Annotated in this window: 26 protein-coding genes; 4 read left to right on the top strand and 22 right to left on the bottom strand. The window is 59.2% G+C overall.

Features of this window, described 5'->3' with window-relative positions:
- Positions 1-156: 156 nt before the first annotated feature.
- From A3A9_RS45265 to A3A9_RS0121095, 4 genes are read right to left on the bottom strand one after another with little or no spacing between them, the layout of a single operon-like run.
- Positions 157-2,058, bottom strand: a complete 1,902-nt coding sequence (locus A3A9_RS45265; protein WP_027060545.1) for a hypothetical protein — start codon at positions 2,056-2,058, stop codon at positions 157-159.
- A gap of 42 nt (positions 2,059-2,100) precedes the next feature.
- Positions 2,101-2,871: a hypothetical protein gene (locus A3A9_RS0121105; protein WP_027060544.1), complete on the bottom strand. Its 771-nt coding sequence runs from the start codon at positions 2,869-2,871 to the stop codon at positions 2,101-2,103.
- Positions 2,868-4,718 (bottom strand): hypothetical protein, encoded by a 1,851-nt coding sequence (locus tag A3A9_RS0121100; protein ID WP_027060543.1) that lies wholly within the window; start codon positions 4,716-4,718, stop codon positions 2,868-2,870. The genes A3A9_RS0121105 and A3A9_RS0121100 overlap by 4 nt, the downstream gene beginning before the upstream one ends.
- A complete protein-coding gene (locus tag A3A9_RS0121095) occupies positions 4,711-4,974 on the bottom strand; it encodes a hypothetical protein (protein ID WP_027060542.1) in 264 nt (87 codons plus the stop codon). The genes A3A9_RS0121100 and A3A9_RS0121095 overlap by 8 nt, the downstream gene beginning before the upstream one ends.
- A gap of 355 nt (positions 4,975-5,329) precedes the next feature.
- On the opposite strand from A3A9_RS0121095, the gene A3A9_RS0121085 reads away from it, so the two are divergent.
- Complete coding sequence (locus A3A9_RS0121085; protein WP_027060541.1) at positions 5,330-5,935, top strand: hypothetical protein; 606 nt, start codon at positions 5,330-5,332, stop codon at positions 5,933-5,935.
- A 77-nt stretch (positions 5,936-6,012) separates the two neighbouring features.
- Here A3A9_RS0121085 and A3A9_RS39210 read toward each other — a convergent pair whose 3' ends face one another.
- From A3A9_RS39210 to A3A9_RS0121040, 10 genes are all read right to left on the bottom strand, one after another.
- Positions 6,013-6,609 carry an HK97 family phage prohead protease gene (locus A3A9_RS39210; protein ID WP_275451174.1) on the bottom strand — a complete coding sequence of 199 codons (597 nt, stop codon included), beginning with the start codon at positions 6,607-6,609 and terminating at the stop codon, positions 6,013-6,015.
- The gene (locus A3A9_RS44145) at positions 6,560-6,757 is read right to left on the bottom strand and encodes a hypothetical protein (protein WP_152536152.1); all 198 of its coding nucleotides are present in this window, start codon (positions 6,755-6,757) and stop codon (positions 6,560-6,562) included. The genes A3A9_RS39210 and A3A9_RS44145 overlap by 50 nt, the downstream gene beginning before the upstream one ends.
- Entirely contained in the window at positions 6,750-7,331 is a 582-nt protein-coding gene (locus tag A3A9_RS0121075; RefSeq protein ID WP_027060540.1) for a hypothetical protein, read from the bottom strand. Before A3A9_RS0121075 ends, A3A9_RS44145 begins: the two co-directional genes overlap by 8 nt.
- Positions 7,332-7,334: 3 nt before the next feature.
- The gene (locus A3A9_RS0121070) at positions 7,335-7,859 is read right to left on the bottom strand and encodes a hypothetical protein (protein ID WP_027060539.1); all 525 of its coding nucleotides are present in this window, start codon (positions 7,857-7,859) and stop codon (positions 7,335-7,337) included.
- 242 nt (positions 7,860-8,101) lie between these two features.
- Entirely contained in the window at positions 8,102-9,280 is a 1,179-nt protein-coding gene (locus A3A9_RS0121065; protein ID WP_152536151.1) for a hypothetical protein, read from the bottom strand.
- 207 nt (positions 9,281-9,487) lie between these two features.
- Positions 9,488-9,814: a hypothetical protein gene (locus A3A9_RS0121060; RefSeq protein WP_027060537.1), complete on the bottom strand. Its 327-nt coding sequence runs from the start codon at positions 9,812-9,814 to the stop codon at positions 9,488-9,490.
- A 202-nt stretch (positions 9,815-10,016) separates the two neighbouring features.
- Positions 10,017-10,502: a toll/interleukin-1 receptor domain-containing protein gene (locus A3A9_RS0121055; RefSeq protein WP_343286135.1), complete on the bottom strand. Its 486-nt coding sequence runs from the start codon at positions 10,500-10,502 to the stop codon at positions 10,017-10,019.
- Positions 10,503-10,817: 315 nt separating this feature from the next.
- Entirely contained in the window at positions 10,818-11,090 is a 273-nt protein-coding gene (locus A3A9_RS0121050; RefSeq protein ID WP_152536150.1) for a hypothetical protein, read from the bottom strand.
- A 7-nt stretch (positions 11,091-11,097) separates the two neighbouring features.
- Positions 11,098-11,364 (bottom strand): hypothetical protein, encoded by a 267-nt coding sequence (locus tag A3A9_RS44140; protein WP_152536149.1) that lies wholly within the window; start codon positions 11,362-11,364, stop codon positions 11,098-11,100.
- Positions 11,364-11,717, bottom strand: coding sequence for a P27 family phage terminase small subunit (locus A3A9_RS0121040; protein WP_027060533.1), 354 nt, complete (start codon positions 11,715-11,717; stop codon positions 11,364-11,366). The genes A3A9_RS44140 and A3A9_RS0121040 overlap by 1 nt, the downstream gene beginning before the upstream one ends.
- A gap of 176 nt (positions 11,718-11,893) precedes the next feature.
- Between A3A9_RS0121040 and A3A9_RS0121035 the strand changes: the two genes are divergently transcribed.
- Positions 11,894-12,073, top strand: coding sequence for a hypothetical protein (locus A3A9_RS0121035; RefSeq protein ID WP_027060532.1), 180 nt, complete (start codon positions 11,894-11,896; stop codon positions 12,071-12,073).
- Positions 12,074-12,213: 140 nt separating this feature from the next.
- Here A3A9_RS0121035 and A3A9_RS41840 read toward each other — a convergent pair whose 3' ends face one another.
- The 4 genes from A3A9_RS41840 to A3A9_RS0121010 all read right to left on the bottom strand — a co-directional run bounded on the left by A3A9_RS41840 (position 12,214) and on the right by A3A9_RS0121010 (position 14,629).
- A complete protein-coding gene (locus A3A9_RS41840) occupies positions 12,214-13,410 on the bottom strand; it encodes a hypothetical protein (RefSeq protein WP_027060531.1) in 1,197 nt (398 codons plus the stop codon).
- Positions 13,391-13,657, bottom strand: a complete 267-nt coding sequence (locus A3A9_RS0121020; protein WP_152536148.1) for a hypothetical protein — start codon at positions 13,655-13,657, stop codon at positions 13,391-13,393. The genes A3A9_RS41840 and A3A9_RS0121020 overlap by 20 nt, the downstream gene beginning before the upstream one ends.
- 314 nt (positions 13,658-13,971) lie before the next feature.
- On the bottom strand, positions 13,972-14,337 hold the full coding sequence (locus A3A9_RS0121015) for a type II toxin-antitoxin system RelE/ParE family toxin (RefSeq protein ID WP_027060529.1): 366 nt from the start codon (positions 14,335-14,337) through the stop codon (positions 13,972-13,974).
- Positions 14,338-14,341: 4 nt separating this feature from the next.
- Positions 14,342-14,629 carry a type II toxin-antitoxin system ParD family antitoxin gene (locus A3A9_RS0121010; protein WP_027060528.1) on the bottom strand — a complete coding sequence of 96 codons (288 nt, stop codon included), beginning with the start codon at positions 14,627-14,629 and terminating at the stop codon, positions 14,342-14,344.
- A 296-nt stretch (positions 14,630-14,925) separates the two neighbouring features.
- On the opposite strand from A3A9_RS0121010, the gene A3A9_RS0121005 reads away from it, so the two are divergent.
- A complete protein-coding gene (locus A3A9_RS0121005; RefSeq protein WP_027060527.1) occupies positions 14,926-15,261 on the top strand; it encodes a hypothetical protein in 336 nt (111 codons plus the stop codon).
- A gap of 227 nt (positions 15,262-15,488) precedes the next feature.
- On the top strand, positions 15,489-16,793 hold the full coding sequence (locus tag A3A9_RS39195; protein ID WP_051371059.1) for a hypothetical protein: 1,305 nt from the start codon (positions 15,489-15,491) through the stop codon (positions 16,791-16,793).
- Between the two features lie 60 nt (positions 16,794-16,853).
- On the opposite strand, the gene A3A9_RS0120985 is transcribed toward A3A9_RS39195, so the two are convergent.
- The 4 genes from A3A9_RS0120985 to A3A9_RS0120970 all read right to left on the bottom strand — a co-directional run bounded on the left by A3A9_RS0120985 (position 16,854) and on the right by A3A9_RS0120970 (position 22,283).
- On the bottom strand, positions 16,854-18,473 hold the full coding sequence (locus A3A9_RS0120985; RefSeq protein WP_027060526.1) for an ABC transporter ATP-binding protein: 1,620 nt from the start codon (positions 18,471-18,473) through the stop codon (positions 16,854-16,856).
- Between the two features lie 17 nt (positions 18,474-18,490).
- Complete coding sequence (locus A3A9_RS0120980) at positions 18,491-19,612, bottom strand: ABC transporter permease (RefSeq protein ID WP_027060525.1); 1,122 nt, start codon at positions 19,610-19,612, stop codon at positions 18,491-18,493.
- Positions 19,605-20,528 (bottom strand): ABC transporter permease subunit, encoded by a 924-nt coding sequence (locus A3A9_RS0120975; RefSeq protein ID WP_027060524.1) that lies wholly within the window; start codon positions 20,526-20,528, stop codon positions 19,605-19,607. Before A3A9_RS0120975 ends, A3A9_RS0120980 begins: the two co-directional genes overlap by 8 nt.
- Positions 20,529-20,690: 162 nt before the next feature.
- Positions 20,691-22,283, bottom strand: a complete 1,593-nt coding sequence (locus A3A9_RS0120970) for a peptide ABC transporter substrate-binding protein (protein WP_027060523.1) — start codon at positions 22,281-22,283, stop codon at positions 20,691-20,693.
- Positions 22,284-22,393 lie beyond the last annotated feature (110 nt).

Genomic DNA, 22,393 nt, shown 5'->3' with positions numbered 1-22,393 from the left:
CAGGCAACGACGCCGGCCAACTTCGACCAACGCGAAACTAACGGCATTCGGCTGCCGTAATCATCACAGGCGTACAGCAGTGGTTTGCCAGGCGGGCGGGCGCTGGTCCTGCCGTCGCTTTAGTTCTCTAAGACACCTCGCGGGTAATAGCGGTCATCAGAATGCCTTCCGAAGTTTGAATGAGAGTTCGACACTGGCGCCGTTCCACGAGGTGACGGTCTGGATAAAGAGAGTCTGTGCAGCGGTACGGGAGAACAGGGTCTTCAAAATTGAGGCATCGGGCACTTTTCCGATAGCACTGCCTGCGATGGCTTGAGCAGCGACAACATCGGTCGCGCCAGAAGTCGTTCCGATCTTTACGCCGCCTGTGACAGCGTTGGCCGTCGTATTTGCAAAGACAATGTCGGCAATATACCAGCCGGCCGGAACGCTGATTGTCGTGTTCGCCGTGACGGCATTCTTGACTAGCATACCCGGCGAAATCCATTGCACTCCATCGGATGCAAGCTCCCCGCCAAGAACGTCTGACGACTGGATGAAGAAGCCTGCCGATTGAGCAGGAAGTGAACCAGCGGCATACTGGCGAAGGCCGAGATGTGAGTTCTGGTCGAAGATCGTTTGTGCATTGTTGCGGTGAGCAAGAGCTCCATTGTTCGAAATCCGCAGCGCTTCGACAACGGCTGCCGTGCCATCTGGTGTGACACTGAAGGCGATGCGCCCCGGCATGTCGTTGGTGCCTGGCGTTCCGTCGCTCAGGAACCGGATTTCTCCAGCAGATATGAACTGCGTGCCGTCGCTGCCCGCACCGATCATTATGCCGAGTGTGTCACCACTCTGGACGATAGTGTGAGCACCTACCGTAGCGCCGCGACTCTTCGCATAGGTGAAAATTGGGCCGGCTGGAGCGTTGGCCCAAGTGTAGAATGTGGAGGTGAACGGGCCTAGCGAATGGACCTGAAACGGTGGCTGGCCGCCAGCGATTGTTGCCTGACTTGTCGTTGAGCCGAGAACGAAGTGTCCAGAAGTATCGAACCTCGCCGCTTCCGTCGCGCCGTTGTTGCCAACCATAAACCTGATAAAATCGGTCGCTCCGACACCAGATGTCGACTGCAAAGTAAGCGAAGAACCAGTGCCTGTGCCGCCAACCAAAAGCGGCCCGGTCAAGGAAGTTGTAAACGTTGCGGCCGCGAGAAGCGTCGCCTTCAGGTTAGCCCAAGTCAGCTTTTTCAGAATATTAGACGCAGCACTATCTACCAGAGGCAGTTCGTCAGCATCAACCGGCGTCGCTTTACTGGTTGCTGCGTGGGTGACAGCCTCAATAAACACCGCGCCCGTCGCGCCATTGACACTGGTGACGGCGCCCGGCTGCCCGACGAGATTAATGGTCCAATCGGTCTTCGTGCCGGATCCGCCAATCAGGTCAATATTCATCACCAGCGTGTTTGCGCTGTAGGAGGTGACCGTGCCCTCCATGAAGTTTGCGGCGTTCGCATTTGACGAAGCGCGCAAGCGCGCGCCTGCTCCCCAACCTCTGGCTGATTCCACCACAGTAAAGGTCTTGGCGCCCGTGGCGATTGCCAAGCTTGTCGTGGAGGTGCCGACAACGCTCGCCGAGCCGGCAAGCCCCGTCCAGATGTACGGGCCTTCCCAGGCGAGCGTGTTACCATTCCACCGATAGAAGGCGAACTCGACGCCAATCTCTGCGCGCAGGAACAGATAGCCGTCATTGGTGTTGTTAAGCGTAAGCGCATTGCGCTGCGTAAGTGTGCCGGACGAGTCCGGATGGATGCCGGCAAGGCTGAGCGACACGAGCACGCGCGAGAGGGTGGTATTAACATTCACCATCGCGGCTGCGTTAGCGTTCTCTAATGCAATCGAGTAGCTGTAAGTGCCGCTCGCGCCGGTCCATTTGACCGATGCAGTGCCGTGCGTATCGTCCGTTATGGACGCGATAGGCATTGGGTTGCCTGCCGCCTCGATGCATAGCGTACCGCCGGCCACAAGCGCCACCGCCCATGCTGTTCCGGCGCCGACAAACGCAGCGCTGCCGGCGGTCACCGTTACGGTGCCCGTTGAATAGTATGACAATGTGAGAAGTCCTTATTGTTTGCGCGACTTACGCGCGGCAGTGCGCGCCACGAAGGCGCCGAGCAATGCGTTGATGTTCGACAGCGCGGCTTCCACGGACGGCACGATCTTCTGACCGACCACATCCGGCCACGTCCTAACCGTCTCCGTCTTGGCGCCAAGCATTTCCACGACAGTTACGTCGATATGGCCGCCGATTAGATATTGCTCGCCCGCCCATGAATCGCCCTCTATGGGCTTCGCTGGCGCCAGCCGCATCGCTTCCATGAGCTTTACGCCCTCGACGGTCAGGTACGGCACCAAGTCCTCACCTTCATGCCGCTTGCGCATGCCAGAGGCGGTAAGGCCGGCCTGGTCAATGTGGGTGCCTGCGATGTAGTGGCCGGCCGGCGCCGTGACGACAAGCGGCTCTTGCCCGTCGCCGAAAGCGTGCGGGCAGTTATGTGCCGACAGTTGGATGGCGCCATGCGTCAGGGACCAGGCGATGATGTGGACATGAACCATGTCCACGCTGCCGTGACGAGCGATGCCAACTCGGGGGAACTCGCGGGCGAAGTTCTCTAGCGCATAGTCGACGCCGAACTGGTCGGCCTGGTCGCATATTGCCTGCTGTAACCTCATTCCCAGAACGTGCGCGCCGCGCGTCGTTACGGCGATAGGAGACACCTTGCCCGTTGTGACCTTTGGGGCGATTGCAACCACAGTGCCGCCAGCATCATAGGCGGCGGCGTCGGTTATAAGGATGGCGGAGTGCTCGCCGACTCCGGCGATGAATGCGCTCATTGTGAGATCCCTTCAAAATCGATTTTGAAAACGTCGGCGGTAATGCGGTCGAGCACGTCCTCGGCGACCTTGCCGAACGTCTTCCAATTCAGTTGCCCTTGCTCAAGCGAGCTCCGAAGATCGTCGAACGCTGTCTGCAGCACATCGCGCTGCAGTTGTTGGATTGCCTGCGCCTTCTTAAGCGCCTCGGCCTCACGCGCGTACGCCTCGGAAACGGCATCGATCTTCGCGATCTGGTCTGGCGTCAACTGCGCATTCTGCCAGTCAGTATCGCCCTTTTTGCGGGCCTCTTCGCGCACCTGCTTCAGTGCAGTCTGCTCAAGTTGCAGGCTGATCTGGCGTTTCTGCTGGGCTTCGTAAGTCAAACCGAGTGAAGCCTGCTCTTGAGTAAGCGCGGCCGTGCGATCTTGGATTGCCTGAAGGTCGTTGTCGAACTGGTCGGCTGCGGTTTTCTTGGGGGCTTTGGAGCCGCTGTGTTTGGCTCCTTTTTCAAGTTCTATTTGGTACTGCGACTTGGTCGCGTTGGCGCGATCGGTCTGGACCTGGTCTTCGTTCTGGAACTTTCCGCCGCCGCTGTAGACTGGCGGAATGGTTCCAAGTGGTGACAGAACCTGAACGTTCCCGACCGCATCACGGGCTTGCACAGCCGCCTTGAACAGAGCTTGGAGCGCGGACATGGGGCCAGCGAGGTCGAGATTTGCGCCGCTCAGCGTGGCAAGCGCGGCCGTAACATCGTCGATGCTCCCCTTGCCGTTCTTGGCGTCGTCCATCATCGCTTGGAGCTGTTTGCGAAGATCGTCGGACTTAATGTCGTCGATCGCTGCCTTCAAAAGACCGAACGCATCGTCAAGCGGCGTGACTTTTGCGGTGACTCCTGGCAGTTCGCCTGCCGCTAGCAGAGCACCTCTCGACAGTTCAGCAAGCTGTGCGCCAATGTCTTTGAAGTCCGGGTTGACCGCCGAAATTGCAGTGACTGCGGCCAAGAATTTTTGCAGTGCGCTTGTATCTCGAGCGCTATTCTGAAGGTCTTTAATCGCGTCCTGAAACGGCTCGAATGCCGTCTTTACCGAGGATCGGTAGCCGCCGGCCACGCTGCCGGTTGTGGCTGACGCAAAGATGTCACCTATCGCGGCCTGTAGCTTCGCTTTAACCTTGGCTGCATCGCTATCATTGAGCAGGTTGACGGTCGCGCCGCTGACAAGCGCGTATTTCTGCTGCTTGCCTACAACTTGGTCGTAGGCATCCCCCAGAAGAAGAATGTTGTCGGCATGCTTCTTGATAATTTCATCAAGCGTCTCAACGCTTTTGCCGCCAATCAATTCGTAAGCCGCAAACGCTGCGCCAGCTGCGGCAATAGCGGCAGTTACATAGGGGAATTTTGTGACCAACCCCAATGCGGTTGTGCCGGCCGTCTTCAGTGCGCCAGTTAGACCGCCTGGCTGTGATGCGACGAAGGACAGATGGCTAAACTGCGCGGTAAGCGCCTGTAAGGGCGACGTGCCAAGCGCAAGCTGTTCGATCATCGAACGGGCAGAGTGCTGAAGCGCCATCATCTGCGTGGCGCTACCGGCAGCATGTCCGCCGGCATGGTCCAATTCCTTGCCGAAGCCAGCTAGGGCGCCAGTCCATTCCTTCACCTTGCCGGTGTATGGAATGCCCACCATGTCATTGATCCGCCGCTGCACTGGCGAGAACGACTGATCGATGCCCTTGCTCATCGCCTCGAATTGGTTCGAGATTTTGCTGGTGACTTGGCCGATATCCTGGCCGAGTTGCGTCAGTTGGCGTTTGACCGTTGAGACGTCGGTGCTTACGGAGATTATAAGGTCGTCGGTCCTGTCACTCACCGCGGATATCCTCCGCCATTTGGGACAGGAGCGTCGACCAGGGCGCCTTGTTGGGCATCCCCCGGATCAGGGTCTGCACGCCGGCCAATAGGCTGGCCGCGATGTACGGGTCGCTGAAGCCGTAGCCGCGCAAGGCGGCGATGTGACCGGCCGTTGCGGTGGAGGTGATGGCGTTTTCGAGCGCGTCTAGCAGCGCTTGGTCTGGGTCGATTTTGGGCGCGCGGGTGCGCCGCGCGGTTGCGCGTGGTTTGGTCATGGGGATTCCTTTGGGAGTGGCATTGACCCGGACGCCAATAGGTCCAGTATCGTAATTGCTGAGGGGCTAAGGACGGTGAGGAGAAAAGCGCAGGCCGGGGTGCGTCGATCCGAATTTTGCAGCCATCCCCCGCCTGTTTGAGGCAGGCGGAGGAAATTTCCCAAGGCTGAAGGGAGGGTGTTCTTCCTGACGTACTACGAGATGGCGGTCATACTTTTGATGATCGTCCAGACACACACTATGATGACTAAGCAGTAAGTGCCTAACGGGAGGCGCGGGGTTATTCGGCGAGTCTCGCGCCTCCTGCAAGCTGATGAGTCCCACACATCCGGGCCACCACCTTTAAAGGTATGAAATGACCGACCCACAGATAGAGAATGCAGCCCGTAAAGAGGCCGACGACGTGTTCTCTATCGCGCGATCTAAAGCGATCAACGAATATGCCCGCCTTGAAAGCCATCTTGCTATGATTTTCGCGGCCATTTCTGGAACCGACATTCAAAAAGCCTACGCAATGTTCGCGTCTTTCGCCACCAACCAGGTAAGAATGAGCACCATGAAACAATTGCTCAATCTAACTCACGGCGACAAGTACAACAAATTCTTCGACTCCTTAATTGAGAGTCTTAAGGGTATCAGCAGCACTAGAAATAAGATCGTCCATTGGATTGCGGTTCACTCTCATACAGGCGGTAAGGATTTCAATCCTGAAAGGGACATTTTGCTGACGTCTCATCCAGACGTATTCGCCGGAGGTGAGTTTTATAAGCACGAAATATTAGATTTCACCAGAAGAGCGGATTTCTTCGCCGTACTGGCCTACCGTTTCGCTATTCATATGAAAGACCCATCTCTCTCATCTTTGGGTAACCCCAAGATGCGGCCATGGCATGAAATATTTCTCGAGCAGATATCGTATCCCCCGCCACCGAACCACCCATACCAGAGCAATCGACCGTGATTTTCGGGAGATCTGATCTGCCCGCCGCATCGCCCCCGCCGGTACCGCCGGCAGACGGGTTAGGCTGCGGGACACCCCTACCTGATGCCGCGCAGCCTCATCGCCGCCTCGGCTTTTTCTATGACTCGGCGCCGGGCGTTTGCGGCGTTCGGGCTGTCCGACCGCAAGCTGGCGGTTGTCGTTTCGTAGGCCGGTGTTGGTGTGACGGTTATTTCGTACAAAGCCACGTCGGTGATAGTACGCCGCGGACGCTCCCAACTGTCATCGTCTTCCCAGCTTTCGCCTAAGACGCTGAAGCCGAACGAACAGCCGTGCGCGTCACCTCTCTCTATTGCCGAGAGAGCAAGGGCGCCAGTCGGCGACCTCGGGTCAAGATCCAGTTCGAAGCTAAGGCCCTTACTGTCTGTTGCCAATCGCAGGGTTCCTGCCGTCGTTCTGCCAAGAAGTGCGTCAGGCGAATGATTCCAGAGAGCCAGAACGTCTGGCTGCTGCTTTAGGGTGCGAGTGAAGCACGACGGGTCTAGGCGCTCATCGAAAAGCCCCGCAATCCGCGTCCAAGTATTAAATACAGCGGCATGGCCTCGAGCGGTGGTCCCCGCGAAGGCCACGTCGCCAGTGCGAATCTCAATTGGCTGCAGCAACGGCCGCCTCCGCTCTACGCAAGCGAGCCTCACGCTCCTCAATTCCAGGCTTCTTCACGCGTTTTTCGATCAATGAAAGTGCGAACTTCTTGGGATCGAAGTCGCTTCGCGTCGACGTTTTGCCCGCATAAGTGACGCGTCTGCGCTTGTCGCTTCGTTCGCTTACTGCGGTCTCACGCATTGTCGGTCTCCCTCAGAAACCGGGTCAGATGGCCATCGCGAGCGCTACCCAGAAAACTCGGATAATTCACGGAATTCGTGAAGTGCGAAGCTGCGTCTTCGGCGTCGAGATCCTCTCGCAACTTGTCGAGATCACGGTAAGCAACGGCAGCAATCTTCAGCCCTTCAGTCAGGGCGGAAAAGCGCCTATCCCATTCCGGTCGCGCTAGCGCAACAAGCCGCCTAACGGCACCCGATTTCGCATCGCGAATGCGCTGCTCAATCACGCCGATCGCCTCTGAGAGATCTGAGGAGAGCTTCTGTGTCTCGGCAAGTTTGCCGCGATTAATGGACTTCGTACCTGGCTCATCGCCGAGCAACGCCGCAAGAGCAGGCCGAACGTCCCGAGACGTATCCGCCTCAATCAATTGAGTCAGATTGGCCGCTTCGGCTTTCAATGCCCGTAGTCGCACGGTCAGGTCATCGCGCTTTTGCACCAGAGCGCCATAGGTTTCTGGATCAGCCTCGGCCAGGTTAGGTACGCGGAATGGTTCGGCGGCTGGTGCGGCGACGGTTTTCTTAAAGATGGAAGCCATGGGTTATCTTTCTCCAAATAGGTTGCGTGCCGCGAGCGAGATGGCGCTGGTGGGTATGGTCGTGGCGCGGCGTTGCTTTCCACCTTGCCAATGGCTCGCAAGCGTTCCGGCTGACACAAAGCGTGCGACACCGTCTGGTGTGCGAAAGGTGACCTCAGGCCAAGTCTCGCAAATTTCGATAGCGGTTACGGACAAAGCATCCGGCGACCAGATAATGTCGTGCAGCACGTCAAACGCGGTGCGTTGCACCGGCTTAATTGCCTCCGGCATTACACTGACGTCTGCGCCATCCGGAATGCAGGATGCCAAGTTTGCTGTAGCATCCGCCACAGCGCGCAACGGCGCGCCAGATGCCAGCGCAAGAAGTAGCAGCGCTAAGTCAGCCTGTTTGATCGCAACGGCAACGCCAGGCGCGCCAGGCTCAAGTAGCTTCGCCTCAAGCAAGCGCTCAGCGACAGTCCGGATGCGGCCGGCGGAAAATCCGCAATATTTTTCGATAGCCGCGGTAGTCGCGGCGAGATTGGCCATTCAGGTAACTCCTAGATTTTTGGATTGTTGAGATCAAAAAGAGCCGCCACCTCCGAAATGCGCAACGGAAGTGGCGGCTAATTGGTCCCGCCTGCGGTCTTCCGCAATGACGGGTTGCCGCCAAGGCTGGCGACATGGCGGCGGCGCAGCGTCTGGGGAGGCGCGGCGCAAGGAAAAGGGCGCCGGAGCGCCCATTGAGTTGTCTTCCTATGTCTACCGGAATGGCGATGGCGAAAATCGCACTACGCAGCCAACTTTTTCTCGAATTCCGGAAGTTTTTCTTCCGTTATGTCGGAAAGCACATGCCACGCCTCGCGAAGCGCCGTCTTGACGGCGTTCTTGGCGCCATTGCCCGAAATACGTTCCGCTTCGCCAATGGCCCCGTATCCTTTCCGCTCCAATGCAGCGTCAATGATGCGCAGGAATCGCTCTGGCAGTCGCGCGCGAAACTCCTTCTCGGCTGCCCGCCGGCAGAGTTCATGGGTGGTATCGTGCGCGGAGGCTGTGGTCTTGCCCTCTCCGCTTCCCGTCATCTCGGAACAGATGCCAAGCGCACCGTACACGCGTGCCGGCAGTGCAGCGTAGCGCGTCCATGTGACCCTGCTCCAATCGGTTCGGTCGCACGCTTCAGCCAAGTCGACCAGTGCTTTTGCATTCTTCGGCGCATGCGAGCGCCACCACGGCGTTTCTCCGTCACTGGTGTATTCCTGCGGAGGCAGAGTGGCCACGCCCCTAAGCATGAGGTACCGGTCGACGTGGCGCCCTTCCTTTTCCCGCTTCCGATGCTCGGCCGCAAGTTTGCATCCACCTGCGCCGCTGCGCTGTCGGAATTTGAAGGTTCCGTTCGGTAGACGACCGGTGGCGCAATACTGCTCAACCACATCGCCGGCTTCGTCTTGGTCAAGCGCATAGTCCAGCCCGAAGCCGTCGTCCATCTCGACGTCTGCATCTTCTGCAGAGTTGTCATTGGCAGCCAGCAACCCGGCAGGTGACATCAGCGCTCGGACAGCGCGAAGCACGAAGTACGACTCAAGGTCATTCTCAGCAAGCAGTCGCGAAGGAATATCGCCCTCGTAATCGCGCGACGTGCCAGGGCTTGCTTGCCGCTCGTGATAGTCCGCGTCCGGGCCATCATTCTCTTGCGGCACAGAGCGCCGCGGAGGTGCGTTGTCGTTGGCCGCCGCCAGTCGCGCTCCAATCCAGATGTCCCAATCTGCAGGCTGTTCCTTGTCGACCTTGGCCAATCGGATGCTGTTCGATGTGAGCCAATTGCCAGGCTCAGCGGGCCAGGTGCATGGCTTCCCGCGGGAAGAGTAACTGTTGTTTGCCGCATGAGTGGCGGCCAAATCCTTCAGGGTCCTAGATGACGTGTAAAGTTGATGGCCGCGCGAAATCGCCGCGCTGCGGTTGAAGGTTGCCATTTGTTGAAGTTTCCCCAGATTTTCCGGATGCCAGTCCGGTATTCCCGTGTTTACCGGCATTGCCGGCGGCCTGGCCGCTTTCAGGCGGCATTCACACTATCTAGCGCCGAAACGCCCTGAAAACACTAAATATAGTGTTCCAGGCTAACTTATTCCAGTCGGCACAGGGTCATAAGAGGAGGCGCGTTGGCATCCGTCAAGGGCGCGTTACTTCGGGCACGGGTGCTGCAGCCGTTCCCGCATCAAGGCAGCGATCGCTTGGTCCTGCCGTTTTTTGCCGAGTTGGGCAGCTAACTCGTAGGCTCTCGGCGCGCCCCAGGTTTTCGAGGCGGCGTCGATAAAATCGCGCATCTCTTTCGGACAACCGTTGACTATGTTGGTCGCCACTTTGTCCGCCGGATCGCAAAGGTGGCGGAACATGTCAAGCTGCTGAACGTAACAGCGATCAAATGCCTTTATGCTGTCGCTGAAGTCGTCAGAGGAGGCGAACATGGTTGTCGCCAGCAAGATTGAGATTGCTAGAAAAGCGCGCATTGAACCACTCCTCATCGAGTTCTTACTTCCAGCATCTCCGGCTAAAGTAGCAGATAGTTCTTCCGGCAGCCTAGGTACCATTTTTTTCATCGTCCCTCGCGCGCGTTACGCTCGATCGCGCGCACTTGCGCACGCGCGAGGGGAAATTCTGTAATTGGGTTGAAGCCGTGTGGGCCAACCGCGTTTTTCCAACCTTGCCGGATTAGATGGCGACTAGCTCGGCAATTTTAGAAGCTACGCTTGCCATCGACTCTTCGGCGGTGTTCAGCCCGGCTCTGGAGGCTAGCAAGAGGCTGACCTTCTCAAGGGCTTCATAGGTCGTTCCATGAACGACCGGGACGAGCCGCTCACGCCGGAGGAGCGCCGAAAGCTCTTTGTCTGCGATGCCTTCGGCCGGCAGACGTGCCAACATAGCAGGAGTTACCAAAACGATGCCGACGCGCGAATTCACCAGACCCTTGTCGATCGCCCGCATCATCGGCACACCGAGCCCAAGATCCTTCTCGCTGAACCACACGCGAACACCGCGCGCTTCCAATAGGTCATGCAGTTCTTTGGCGGAGCCCTGTCTGTCGTCCCATGCGTGACAAAGGAACACGTCGCGAAGGTCCGGCTGCGAGGCCGCTAGGTTCTCCACGTTTTCCCGAACCGGGGTGAGCGCCTGCACTTGTTCAGGCGTATACCACACGGACGAACTGGCTCCTGACCAGCGAGGCTTTGAGGTGCGGCGCCCCGACCCGCCACCGCTGCTCCCGCCGCCACTACCACCGGACGAAGAGTAGGGCGGCGGCGAATAAGATGAGTGGCTACTATAGCTGCTGTAGCCACCATAACTGCGCCCATAGCGGCTACCGCATGCCGGGCAATCCGCTCCGCCTCCGCGTATATGGCCTCTTACCGGTGCTGTGCATCTAGCCATTCAATTCCCCTCGCAAATGAACCACAATCCCAAATTACCCTGAAATGGCTGTTCTGACTTGTCGCCGCAAGAGGTTTCCCACAACTATTTTGTATCTGCCCGCGACAGTACTTCGTAAATATACGGAGTACCTTGCTCTGGCCACATGTAAAACTTCGACCGTCGATCGCACCATTCGGCTTCAAGTTCGCGGGCGTAGTCAGCCCAAATGGCCAGCATCGTCGAGTCTTCAATCAGGCCGGGCCGCGGCGCTGGATCGAAGCCGTGGCTTGCCAAGCACTCGAAGTAATCGCGGCCGGCGCGCATGAGCAAGTCGGCGTCCACGATCGGGATGTTGCTTTTTCTGCGTCTATCCAAGCGTCTCCTAACGGGCATGCTTGGTCCTCCCTGGCAGGCCATACTCGCCTAGTGCCCACGGCTCGTCGGCGCTGGCCTCACGACTGGCCATGAAGTCCGGCCCGTAAGTGTGCCAGGCCACCTCTGCAGCCTCGGCGTCGTCTGGCTCACCGTGTGTGGTCGGAATACCGACCATGTCCAACTGGCAAAGAAGGACGCAGCCCTCCTCGAAATAGGGTGCCCATGCCACTGCAACGTCGGCGCTGCGCTTCTGTGTTTTACGTCTGACTGGCATCACCGCCTCCGGCCGTAGTCGGCTGTCCGGGCGCCCCGTGGCGCTTCAGGCGAGTCAACGCCGTCAAGCGCCAGCTCGCGGATCAGCCTGGCGAAGGCAATTCTAGATGCATTGAGGATGGCAATTTCAGGCCGCTCTTTTGGCTGGCCGAAGCGGTCTGTGTACGTCTGGCCGTCTTTATCGAGGACTTCGCGTGCAATCTGACTTTGATCCCAAGCCTCGGCCGCCAAGGTCAGTAACTTGATATGGTGGCCTTCCAAGTCGAAGTCAGAGATCACGGATTTATACCATTTTCGGGTAGCTGGCCGCAGGTTTGCGGGCGGTTTCTGCGCCTGAGCGTTAGTTGAATGCATGTGTTTTCCTTTGGTTTCGGGCCGCAAATCCTTGCGTCGCAAGGCAAAGGCCGAATATTTGTTGAACCGGGGCAGTGTTGATGAGCGTGATGGGGTCCGAACGGTCCGCAGAAAGGCCGGTTTTGGAACGACGACGGCCCCTACCTGGGGTTGCATTTATGGTTGTGGGTTGCACCATGGGGAACTCCGCCGGCTCGGCCGCGTTCATCCGCATCACGATGGAGGATGCGATGGCTGCGAGGTGGATACTGATCGGTCTGGCCGTGTTCTTCGGCTGGCGCTTTGGGAAACGCTTCCCGGACAACGTGCCGGGCGGCGGCGATCCTGTGCCAGACGCGCCACGTCGTCGTCGCTGAGGAGCCAACCATGTTGAGAATGCTGAAGTGGAGCTTGGTGGTTTATGTGGCCAAGCGCGTACTGGTCGAGAATTTTGGCGATCCCGACACGGCCAAGCCAAGCAAGGGTAAGCGGTCAAGCTAAGCTAACGTGCTGCGGTTCATGCTGCCACCTTCCAGCACGGGATGTACTCAATACTGCCGTCGTTGCCTACTTCAGCCAAGCCGCTCTTGCCGATGACGCCCGTGACGGTTTCACCGCTCCATTCCGCGTCAACCGCACCGCATACACCATGCCAATGCGACTGTCCGCGCTTCTGGACGGCCTCGTCAGCGTGCTGCGTGAAGAACACGTGCAGAATGCCCTCCAGGGTCATCTCGCCGTTGTCTATATCCAGCGAAAGAGTCACCTCATAGTTATCACCTATCTCCCGCCCGACTGCGCCAGTCACGCGAAAAGGACGTCGGCCAGGCGTCACGAATGGAGAGACTTCATCCGCCCATTTTGACGGCTGATTGTCGTTTGCAGGGATCGTGGCCGGCGGCTTAGCGACCACCGGCTTAGCGGCAGCCTTCCGCTCAACCATCCTATCAGCTTCGTCGTACTTCTCTGCCGCCAGCCATTTTTCAAGCGGCATCCGCTTTTTGCCGGGCTTTGCGCTGGCCGCCCACGACGCTGCACGTTCGGCGATATGGTCGACGTCTGGGTTTACGATAGCAGCGAAGGCGGCTCGAGCCGCGACCTTGCTGCCGTGCTTACCGTATGCAATCCAGATATTTTCGAAGCCCGCTGGCGCGGCGGCCGCAAGGCCAGCCGCGGGCAAAGCGGATACATCTGTACCATTACTTGTGACCCCGTCCTGTGGACGGGTCGCAGTAAGTGGGTCTTCGTTCGTAGAATCCCGAACGCTATCGAACGTAGCGTTCGGGGAAATCATAACACTTGCGTTCGGGGAAATCATAACACTAGAGGCGGCATCCGTAGTGTTAGTGTTTTCCCGAACGCTACAGACTAAACCCCAGTTCGGCACATAGCGGCTCGCTCTGCGACCGGCGCCCAATTCCTGCTCCAGATATCCCCAGGCCACGAGGTCCGTAAGCGCGGCGTGAACGTCGCCAATGTAAAGGCCCTTGCCGGAGGGGTCGCGCTCTTTCAGCAGGGCTTCTATGTGGCGCACACTCGCTAGGGCATCGCCGTACTTCGAATGATACCAGTCGAGAATGAAGCCGAAGACCAGCATATGTTTGCGCTTGGCGCGCGGGTCGTATGGCAGGTTGGTCGAGAGTTTGAACTTGGCCTCGAGGCTTTCCGGCTTGGGCAGCCGAGGCGGGGCGGTTTCAGGCGTTGTTGCGGTCATTGTCATCATTAATCCCAGAAAGCGTCATGGAAATCAGTTCGCGGCGCAACTCGGGCGCCAAGCTCAAAATTGGAGCATCGTTCTTCGCGGGCGGCCCGTAGACGAGGTACTTGCCGTCCGGCGCTTGGATGAGGATGCAGTCGTAAATCACCACTCCATCGACCGGCTCGAACTCGAACCGGGCAAGCGTGGTGAATCCTCGCGGCGTAGGCTCCATCTTGAGCCGCCGCGCGTTTCGTATGCGCATTATGTGTGTGTTTCCTATTTCAGGTCAGTTTTTGCGGCGGCCGGTTCGGCCGGACGTCTTTTATGGTTACGGCAATGATTGGCAACGAATGAACGGAACAAACAGTGATTTTTTGATTCAAACGTCGCCGCTATCTCATTGTTTTATAACGCTTTGTTGCCTAGCAACGTCGTTCGGGACGAGGGGGTCGCAGGTTCAAATCCTGCCACTCCGACCAGAAAAAACAGCAGCTTAGCTGTGCTCCCGAGTTTTTCCCCGACAAGAGCAAACCATCCTCCCCGGGCACAATCTTTGATGTCGCGGGCCATAGGCATTCAGTCGTCGCCATAAGTTGCGGGTAGATGCCGTTCGATTTCCATCACGTCATGAAGAACGCGGCCAACGCCAATCATTTCGATGGTAGCGCGGTAAAGCAGGAGGTTTCGCGGGCGCTGGACGATTCCATGATCGGTCCTTGCACGGTCGCGACTGTGCCTGAGATGATAACTGCGGATATTGTCGCCAAGTTCGGCACGGGCAACGCTGCCCGTTCGTATGGGATCGCTGGCAACGTCGCGCAGTGCGGTGATCAGCAATCGCTCGTAGCGGATGCGCGCACTCTCACCGAAATTGGCTGCCGTGTAAGACAGCAGCTCGACGATGTCCTCCTCGGCCGACGCAGCAAGCCGAAAAACCGCCACAGTATTATCGGCCTGCGTTTCTTGTACTTGCCTGCCGTCCCAGGTCGCTCATGAATTTCTCCAGCCTATCGTCACTCACGTCGCGGAACCTGCCTTCTTCGATGTCACGAAATCCGATACGGGCCGCCTCCTCAAGCGCAACAAGCCTGGCCTTCTCCCGTGCCTCGCGCTGTTCCACCAGACGCAAGCCGTCACGAAGCACCTCACTGGCGTTCTGGTAACGACCGGCTTTGACGAGCCCTTCGATCACCTCTTCATGATGATCCGTCAGGACGACATTGCGCGTTGGCATCGGACTCTCCTTTCGCTATCGAACAACAGGCCAATGGCATAATATGCCATTGGCCTGTTCCCAGTGCAACATTGCCCGATAGCGCACCTCGTTCGGGACAAGGGGTCGCAGGTTCAAATCCTGCCACTCCGACGAGAAAAACAAGCACTTGATGCTTGTTGCTTTTCCCGAGTTCAGCAGTGTCGAACACCGAGCGGACCGCTTGCGCTCGCCCGGCAGCCGTTCGTTTGACCTCGTGGCGTCATGCGCTACCTTGGGCGGTAGTCCATATTTGGGACGGCGAACCGGGTGAGCGTATGAAATTCGCACCGATGGCCATTTTACCGATGACCGCACTGCTGCTGTTGGCAGCCGGCTGCTCGTCGACAGTGGCGTCAATCAGTCCGGCAAAATACGACCGGATGAGCTGTCAGGAACTGAACGTTGCGCTTGGCGATGCCGCCACAGACATCTCGCGGACCGCGATCAGCCGCGGCAAGGTCGCCAGTACCAGTGTTCCCACATGGCTGCTTGGCGGCGAGCGGGTGAAGACCGTGGTGGCCAATCGCGAAACCACCCGAATCGAGCGGCTGCAGCAACAACAGCAGACGCTCATCGCCGCAAGAAAGAGCCGCTGTGCGTCCTCGCAATGAGTTGCGCCAGCTTCATGTTCGATCAGCGTCTATCCCTCAAGGTCCTGCCGTTAAACGGGATTGAGGCGAGCGTGCCACCCATTTGGGAGATGCCGCTCAGGACCAAAGCATGGCATCCTTTCACCGACACGGCAGCTTCAGGGCTTACGCAACTGTAACAGGAGACGATTCGACAACCCGTGCACTCCGGCTCTTTCTGCCCGCAACGGTTCAAGAATGAGGTTTCCATGCATTTGAGATGTAGCCTCTGCGGTCCGGTACAGACACGCCGAGCCTTTCTGACCATCCTTGGATTAGGCGCCGTCTCCGCATCGGCAAAGTTTGCCTGCGCAGCAGCCGGCCCGGCACCTGACGTCGCGCGCGAGCTCAACCGACGCCCTCGTGTTGCAAGCGCGATCAGCTGGTATGCCCCCGGCGCCGCCAATCAGCTCGCTTATGCGCAATGGCCGGCCTCCTGGAAAGAAGAACTCAAGCAGTTCTTCAATCTGCTATGGGCCGGACAGCCACTGGCCTTAACCGATCCACCTCCCAATCGGTGCGACCCGGCCATCAACGAGACCCTTTTGAGCGCGGAAGACGCGCGGCGTCTGTTCCTGGCGCTTGTGGCGCAAAGTCTCGTCGTCGAGATCGGCAAACGCGTGCCTTGGTCGATTGAGCAGGACAGCGATGCAAGCTTCGCTGCCCTCTTCTCGCCACCGGAAATGTTCCTGTTCGACCGTCACACCCAACTCTATCGGGTGAATTGGTCGGGCATCCCCGCGCCTCCGGATGTCGCGTATCATTTTCTGCGCACCCAGGCACTCATCGGTCCTACCCGTCGGGCAACGATCGAACGACTGCTGCAGTGGTGCATCGCGCGGCTCGTGCACTTCACCGGCGACACGTCGAATGCAAATCTGGAGCGGCAATGGCAGTACTATGGCGAGCCGCCAATGTCCCGCATCATTTCAGGCACGGTCGTCGCCGGACGCAAGGACCCGCCTCACCACATCACCGCAGGCTGCTGGGGAACCGCGGCCTTTCTCGCCGCCATGCTGCGCATCGTGAATATTCCGGTGGCCAGGGAGGTCGTCTACCAGGACCCGAGTTCGAGGAAGAAGGCGCACGCGACGCCGCATTTCCTCAGCGAAGACCTTTATCTCAGCCATGCCGACGATCCCTATAATCTGCTCGTTCGGCTCAGACCATCGCGTACCGCTAGCCAAATTCTGATCGGCCGAGACCGCTTCAAGCAATGGTTCGGGAGCGGCGACACGGCCGACAATGTCGGACGACAACCCTTTGAGCTGGCGCTTGCCGATCCGCCGATCAGCTTGTTGAAGGACTATGTCGACGATACCGCCAGAGGCACGGTGAAGACCGGACAAATCTGGCAGGACTACAGCCGCTACTATTCGGCGAAGGAGCTCGATGAAACCGGGCTCTGGTCCCGCATCGAACAAAAGACGGCGGCCCTCGGTGGGGCTGAGGCCGTCAAAAAGGAATACCGGGCTGCGTTCGACGCCCTTCAGAAAAGCCTCTCCGAAGCTTGAAGCGCGTCGCGCCGAAACGGACAAAGGCGACGCGTTTCAAGTCTCTGTTTTTCGCCGAATTCAAGCGCTCAGCCTGAACCGCGTCACATCGATCGCCGCAGCCATCAGTGTCTGCGTGTAGGCGTGTTGTGGATTGCTGAAGATCGCCTCGGTCGGCCCCTCTTCGACGATCTTGCCCTGCTTCATGACGATGATGTAGTCGGCCATGGCGCGCACGACCGTCAGATCGTGGCTGATGAAGAGGTAGGACAGTTCGTGGTCGGCCTGCAGCTTGCGCAGCAGTTCGACGATCTGTTTCTGCACCGAGCGGTCGAGCGCCGAGGTCGGCTCATCCAGCACGACCATTTTGGGCTTCAGGATCATGGCGCGGGCAATGGCGATGCGCTGCCGTTGCCCGCCGGAGAACTCGTGCGGGTAGCGGTTTCGGGCGTTGGGATCGAGGCCGACTTCAAGCAAGGCTTCCACCGCGCGCTGGTCGCGCTGCTTGTGCGACAGGTTAGGCTCATGCACCAACAGCCCTTCGGTGATGACCTGACCGACTGTCATACGCGGCGACAGCGAGCCGAATGGATCCTGGAAGACAAGCTGCATCTGGCGCCGCAGCGGCCGCATCGTCTGCCGGTCGGCAGTGGAAATGTCGCGATCGCCGAAACGGATCAGGCCATCACTCGGCAGCAGCCGCAGCAAGGCGCGGCCGAGCGTCGATTTGCCTGAACCGGATTCGCCGACGATGCCTATGGTTTGGTTGCGCTGCAGCCGGATCGAAATGTCATCGACGGCACGCAGCATCAGCGGCTCGCCAGCCAGAAACCCGCCGCCGATCCTGAAGGTGACTTCGACATTCCTGCCTTCGAGCACCACGGGCGCATTGGCCGGCGGTGGCGCCTTGGTTCCCGTCGGCTCGGCCGCCAGCAGCATCTTGGTATAGGCGTGCTGCGGGTTGACGAAGATCGCTTCCGCCTCGCCTTCCTCGACGACCTCGCCCTGGCGCATGACATAGACGCGGTCGGCGAAGCGCCTGACGATGCCGAGATCATGGGTGATAAACACGATCGCCATGCCAAGCTTGCGCTGCAATTCGGCGAGCAGCATCAGGATCTGCGCCTGGATGGTGACGTCGAGCGCCGTGGTCGGCTCGTCGGCGATCAGGATGTCGGGGTCATTGGCGAGCGCCATGGCGATCATGACGCGCTGGCGCTGGCCGCCCGACATTTCGTGCGGATAGGATTTCATCCGCCGCTCGGGATCGGGAATATGCACCAGCCGCAACAGCTTGAGCGCCTCTTCGCGCGCGGCGGTGGCATTCAGGCCGCGATGCCGGCGGATTGGCTCTATCAGCTGGTTGCCGATCGAGTAGAGCGGATCGAGCGAGGTCATCGGCTCCTGGAAGATCATGCTAATCTTGGCCCCGCGGACCTTGTTGAGATCGGATTTGCTGAGCGTCAGCAGGTTGCGGCCACGATAGTCGACGTGGCCGGTGGCTTCGCCATTCGAGGCGAGCAGGCTCATCGCCGCCATCATCGTCTGGCTCTTGCCGGAACCGGACTCGCCGACCACGGCAACGGTCTCGCCCGCGTTGACGTGAATGTTGATGCCCTTCACCGCCTCGACCGCGCCATCGAGCGTACGGAAGCGGACACGCAAATCCTTGACGCTGAGGATCGTTTCGGGAGTGGCCATATCAACGGTCCCCATCTCTATCGATCCCTCGGGTCAAGCGCGTCGCGCAGGCCGTCGCCAACGAAGTTCAGGGCGAACAGCGTCGAGACGAGGAAGAAGGCGGGGAACAAGAGCAGCCAATTGGCGTAGCCGATGTTCTTGGCACCGACCGAGATCAGCACGCCCCAGCTGGTCATCGGCTCCTGCACGCCGAGGCCGAGGAACGACAGGAAGCTTTCCAGGATGATGACCTGCGGCACCAGCAGCGTCATGTAGATGACGACCGGGCCGAGCAGATTGGGAATGACATGGCGTAGCAGGATGCCGCGCTGGCCGACGCCCATGGCTTCCGCCGCTTGGACATATTCCTGGCGGCGGATCGACAGCGCCTGGCCGCGCACGATGCGGGCCATGTCGAGCCACAGCACCGCCCCCACAGCCAGGAACATCAGCACGAAGTTGCGGCCGAAGAACACCACCAGCATAATGACGAAGAAGATGAACGGCAAGGAATAGAGCACATCGACGATGCGCATCATCACCTCGTCGATCTTGCCGCCGGAAAAGCCGGCAGCGGCGCCGTAGATCACACCAATCACCACCGCCACGACGCCTGCGAGCAGGCCGATGGCCAGCGAGATGCGTCCGGCCATCAGCGTGCGCGACAGCAGATCGCGGCCGGTGTTGTCGGTGCCGAACAGGAAATACTGCTGCTTGACCGATGTGCTCATCGTCACTTCGAGCCCGTCCGGCGACTTGCTATCGATCTTGGTGTCGTCAAAGGCATCGGATCGGTCGAGATAGCGGATGTTGCGATCGTCGATCGGCTTGGTCGAGGTGACGGTCACCGTGACGCGCTGGCCATCCTGCTTCCATTCCTTGATCTCGACCCTCATGCGCTTGACCGCGTCGTTGAGAGCCGTCTCGATCATGTCGGCCTTGGGATAGGGCGTCAGGCTTGGCGGGGTGCGCACATAGTCGCCATAGATGGTCGTGTATTCATGCGGTGCGACCCAAGGTCCAAACACGCTGATGAGAGCGATGAAGGCGAGGTAATAAAGGCTGATCATGGCGGCGCGATTGGCCTTGAGGCGTGCCCAGGCATCGCCCCACAAGGATCGGCCGACAATGGCGGGAGCCGTGGCTGTAATGTCAGTCATAGCGCACCCTCGGGTCGACGACCGCGTACATGACGTCGACGATCAGGTTGAAGATGATGGTGAAGATCGCGATCACCACCACGGTTCCCATCACCAGCGTGTAGTCACGGTTGAGCGCGGCATCGACGAAATAGCGGCCGACGCCTGGAATGGAGAAGATCGTCTCAACGATGACCGAACCGGTCAGCAGCGCCGCCGCCGCCGGGCCGGTGAACGAAACGATCGGCAGGATGGCGCCACGCAGCGCGTGCTTGACCACCACCGACCAGTCGGAGAGGCCGAGCGCGCGGGCGGTGCGGATATGGTGGGAGCGCAGCGATTCGATCATCGAACCGCGCATCAGGCGGGCAACGATGGCGATCTGCGGCAGAGCAAGCGTCAGTATCGGGCCAATCTTGTTGAGGAAGGCGCCATCGCCCCAGCCACCGATCGGCAACAGCTTCCAGGTCAGCCCGAACAGAAGCTGGATCACCGGCGCGATGACGAAGGTGGGGATGGTGCTGCCGGCTGTCGCCAGCGCGATCACCGTATAGTCGCCAAGCTTGTTCTGGTTGAGCGCGGCGATGGTGCCGAGCACGCTGCCCAGCAGCAACGCCAGGATCAGCGCCGAAGCACCGAGCTGGATCGAAATGGGCAGGCCCTTGGCAAACAGTTCGGTGACGGTGAAATCCGGCATGTTGTAGCTCGGCCCGAAATTGCCGCGCAAGAGATTGCCGAGATAGTGGACATATTGCAGCCAGAGCGGATCGTTGAGGCCAAACTGGGCTTCAAGGTTGGCCTTGATCTCGGGGCTAAGCCCCCGCTCCTGGTTGAATGGGCCGCCTGGTGCGACGCGCATCAGGAAGAACGCCATCGTCACGATGACGAACAGCGTCGGGATGGCGGTCAAAAGCCGCCGGAGTACGTATCGCAGCATCGGTGCCCCGCTTGATCCGGAGCCTGTACGTCCAATTGGACTGACATGCTCCAGCCTTCAAATCTTCGCACCGGATTTTCCGAAAATCGATTCCGTTTCCCGGCCGATGCGATGGCAAACCAGCGCCGCCGCGCCTCGAAAGACGCGGCGGCTTGGCCGGGATCAGTCCTTGCTGACGAAGCGCGACGGATGGACATCCATCACATTGTCGGTGAAGCCATGCAGCTTCGAAGATACGATGTCGTGGTAGCTGTAATAGAGGAGCGGGATCTGGCCGACATCGTCGACCAGGATGCGTTCGGCCTCGGAGAGGTCCTTCATGCGCTCTTCGGGTTTGCCGCCGGCTGCGGCCGCCTTATCCATGGCCGCCTCGTATGCCGGGCTGTTGTAGTTCGAATAATTGTTACCGCTCGCCTTGCGCGAGATGCCGAGGAAGGTTTCCGGATCCTTGTAGTCGGCGATCCAGGCGGCACGAGCCAAATCATAGTCGCCCTTCTGCTCAAGGAAGGAATAGTGGGTCTTGGTGTCGGTGTTGAGCAGGGTCACTTCGACGCCAAGCGGCTTCAACTGCTCCTGGATCGCCACTGCCATATTCTTGTGGTTTTCCGAAGTGTTGTAGCGGATCTCCATCTTCAGCGGCTTATCGGGCGTATAGCCGAGCTTCTCGAGCACCTTCTTGGCTGCGTCCTCGCGATCGATCTGCGGCATATCGGCGAATTTGGCCATTGCCGGCGTGTAGCCCTCGATGCCCGGGGGCACCATCGAATAGCCCGGCAGCATCGAATTCTGCCAGACCTTTTCGGCGATGAAGTCGCGGTCGATCGCCATCGAGATGGCATTGCGCAGCTCGGGATTGTTCCACGGCGCCTTGTCGGTCTTGATCGCGTAGTAGTAGGTGCCGAGATATGGCCCGACATGGATCTGATCGCCGAACTTGGTCTTGAGATCGGCGAGCTGTTCGGTCGGCAGATCGTCATAGCTGTCGAGTTCGCCGGCCTCGAAGCGCTTCATCGCCGATGAACGGTCTTCGGTCGGGATATAGTTGACCACGTCGAACTTGACGGTCGCCGCATCCCAGAATTTCGGATTCTTGACCAGCTTCATATGGTCGTTGGGAACCCATTCAGCCAGCGTATAGGCGCCGTTCGAAACGAGATTGCCGGGCTTGATCCAGTCGGCGCCCAGCTTCTCGATGGAGGCCTTGCTGACCGGATAGGTCGCCTGGTGGGTCAACATTTCCAGGAAGTATGGGGTCGGCGCCTTGAGCGTTATCTCAAGAGTGCTAGCGTCGATTGCCTTGACGCCCATGTCCTCGGGCTTGCCCTTCTTGGTGTTGACGTCCTCCGCACCCTTCACCGGGTACAGCATAGAGGCGTATTCGGCGCCGGTCGCCGGGTCTTCCAGGCGGTGGAAGGCGTAGACGAAGTCGTCCGCCGTCACCGGGCTGCCGTCCGACCACTGGCCGTCCTTGCGCAGCTTGAAGGTGTAGACGGTGCCGTCATCCGATACCGTCCAGCTTTCGGCCGCCCCCGGGATGAGGTTCGCCTTCTGGTCCTGCATGACCAGCCCCTGGAACAGGTCACGCAAGACATTCGCTTCATAGACCGTAGAGGTCTTGTGCGGGTCGACCGATTCCGACTCTGCGGCGGTGCCCCTGTTGTAGACGGTCTCGGCAAAGGCCGGCGTCAAGAATGTGCCGCCAGCCAAGGTCATGGTCGTGGCGAATACCGTCGCCTTCAGCATGTTTTTCAGCATGAAGTTCTCCCTGTCGGCGCTGCCGTGGGCGCGCCTTTACGTGTTGACGCCCCGGAACCGATGTCTGGCCCCTTTGAGCGCGCCGCCGGTTCCCTCCGGCAGCTGGTGGC

This window comes from Mesorhizobium loti CJ3sym (assembly GCF_000472785.1).
Classification (GTDB): domain Bacteria; phylum Pseudomonadota; class Alphaproteobacteria; order Rhizobiales; family Rhizobiaceae; genus Mesorhizobium; species Mesorhizobium loti_E.
Note: the sequence above shows the minus strand (reverse complement) of the source record. Positions and strands in the feature narration are given on the sequence as shown.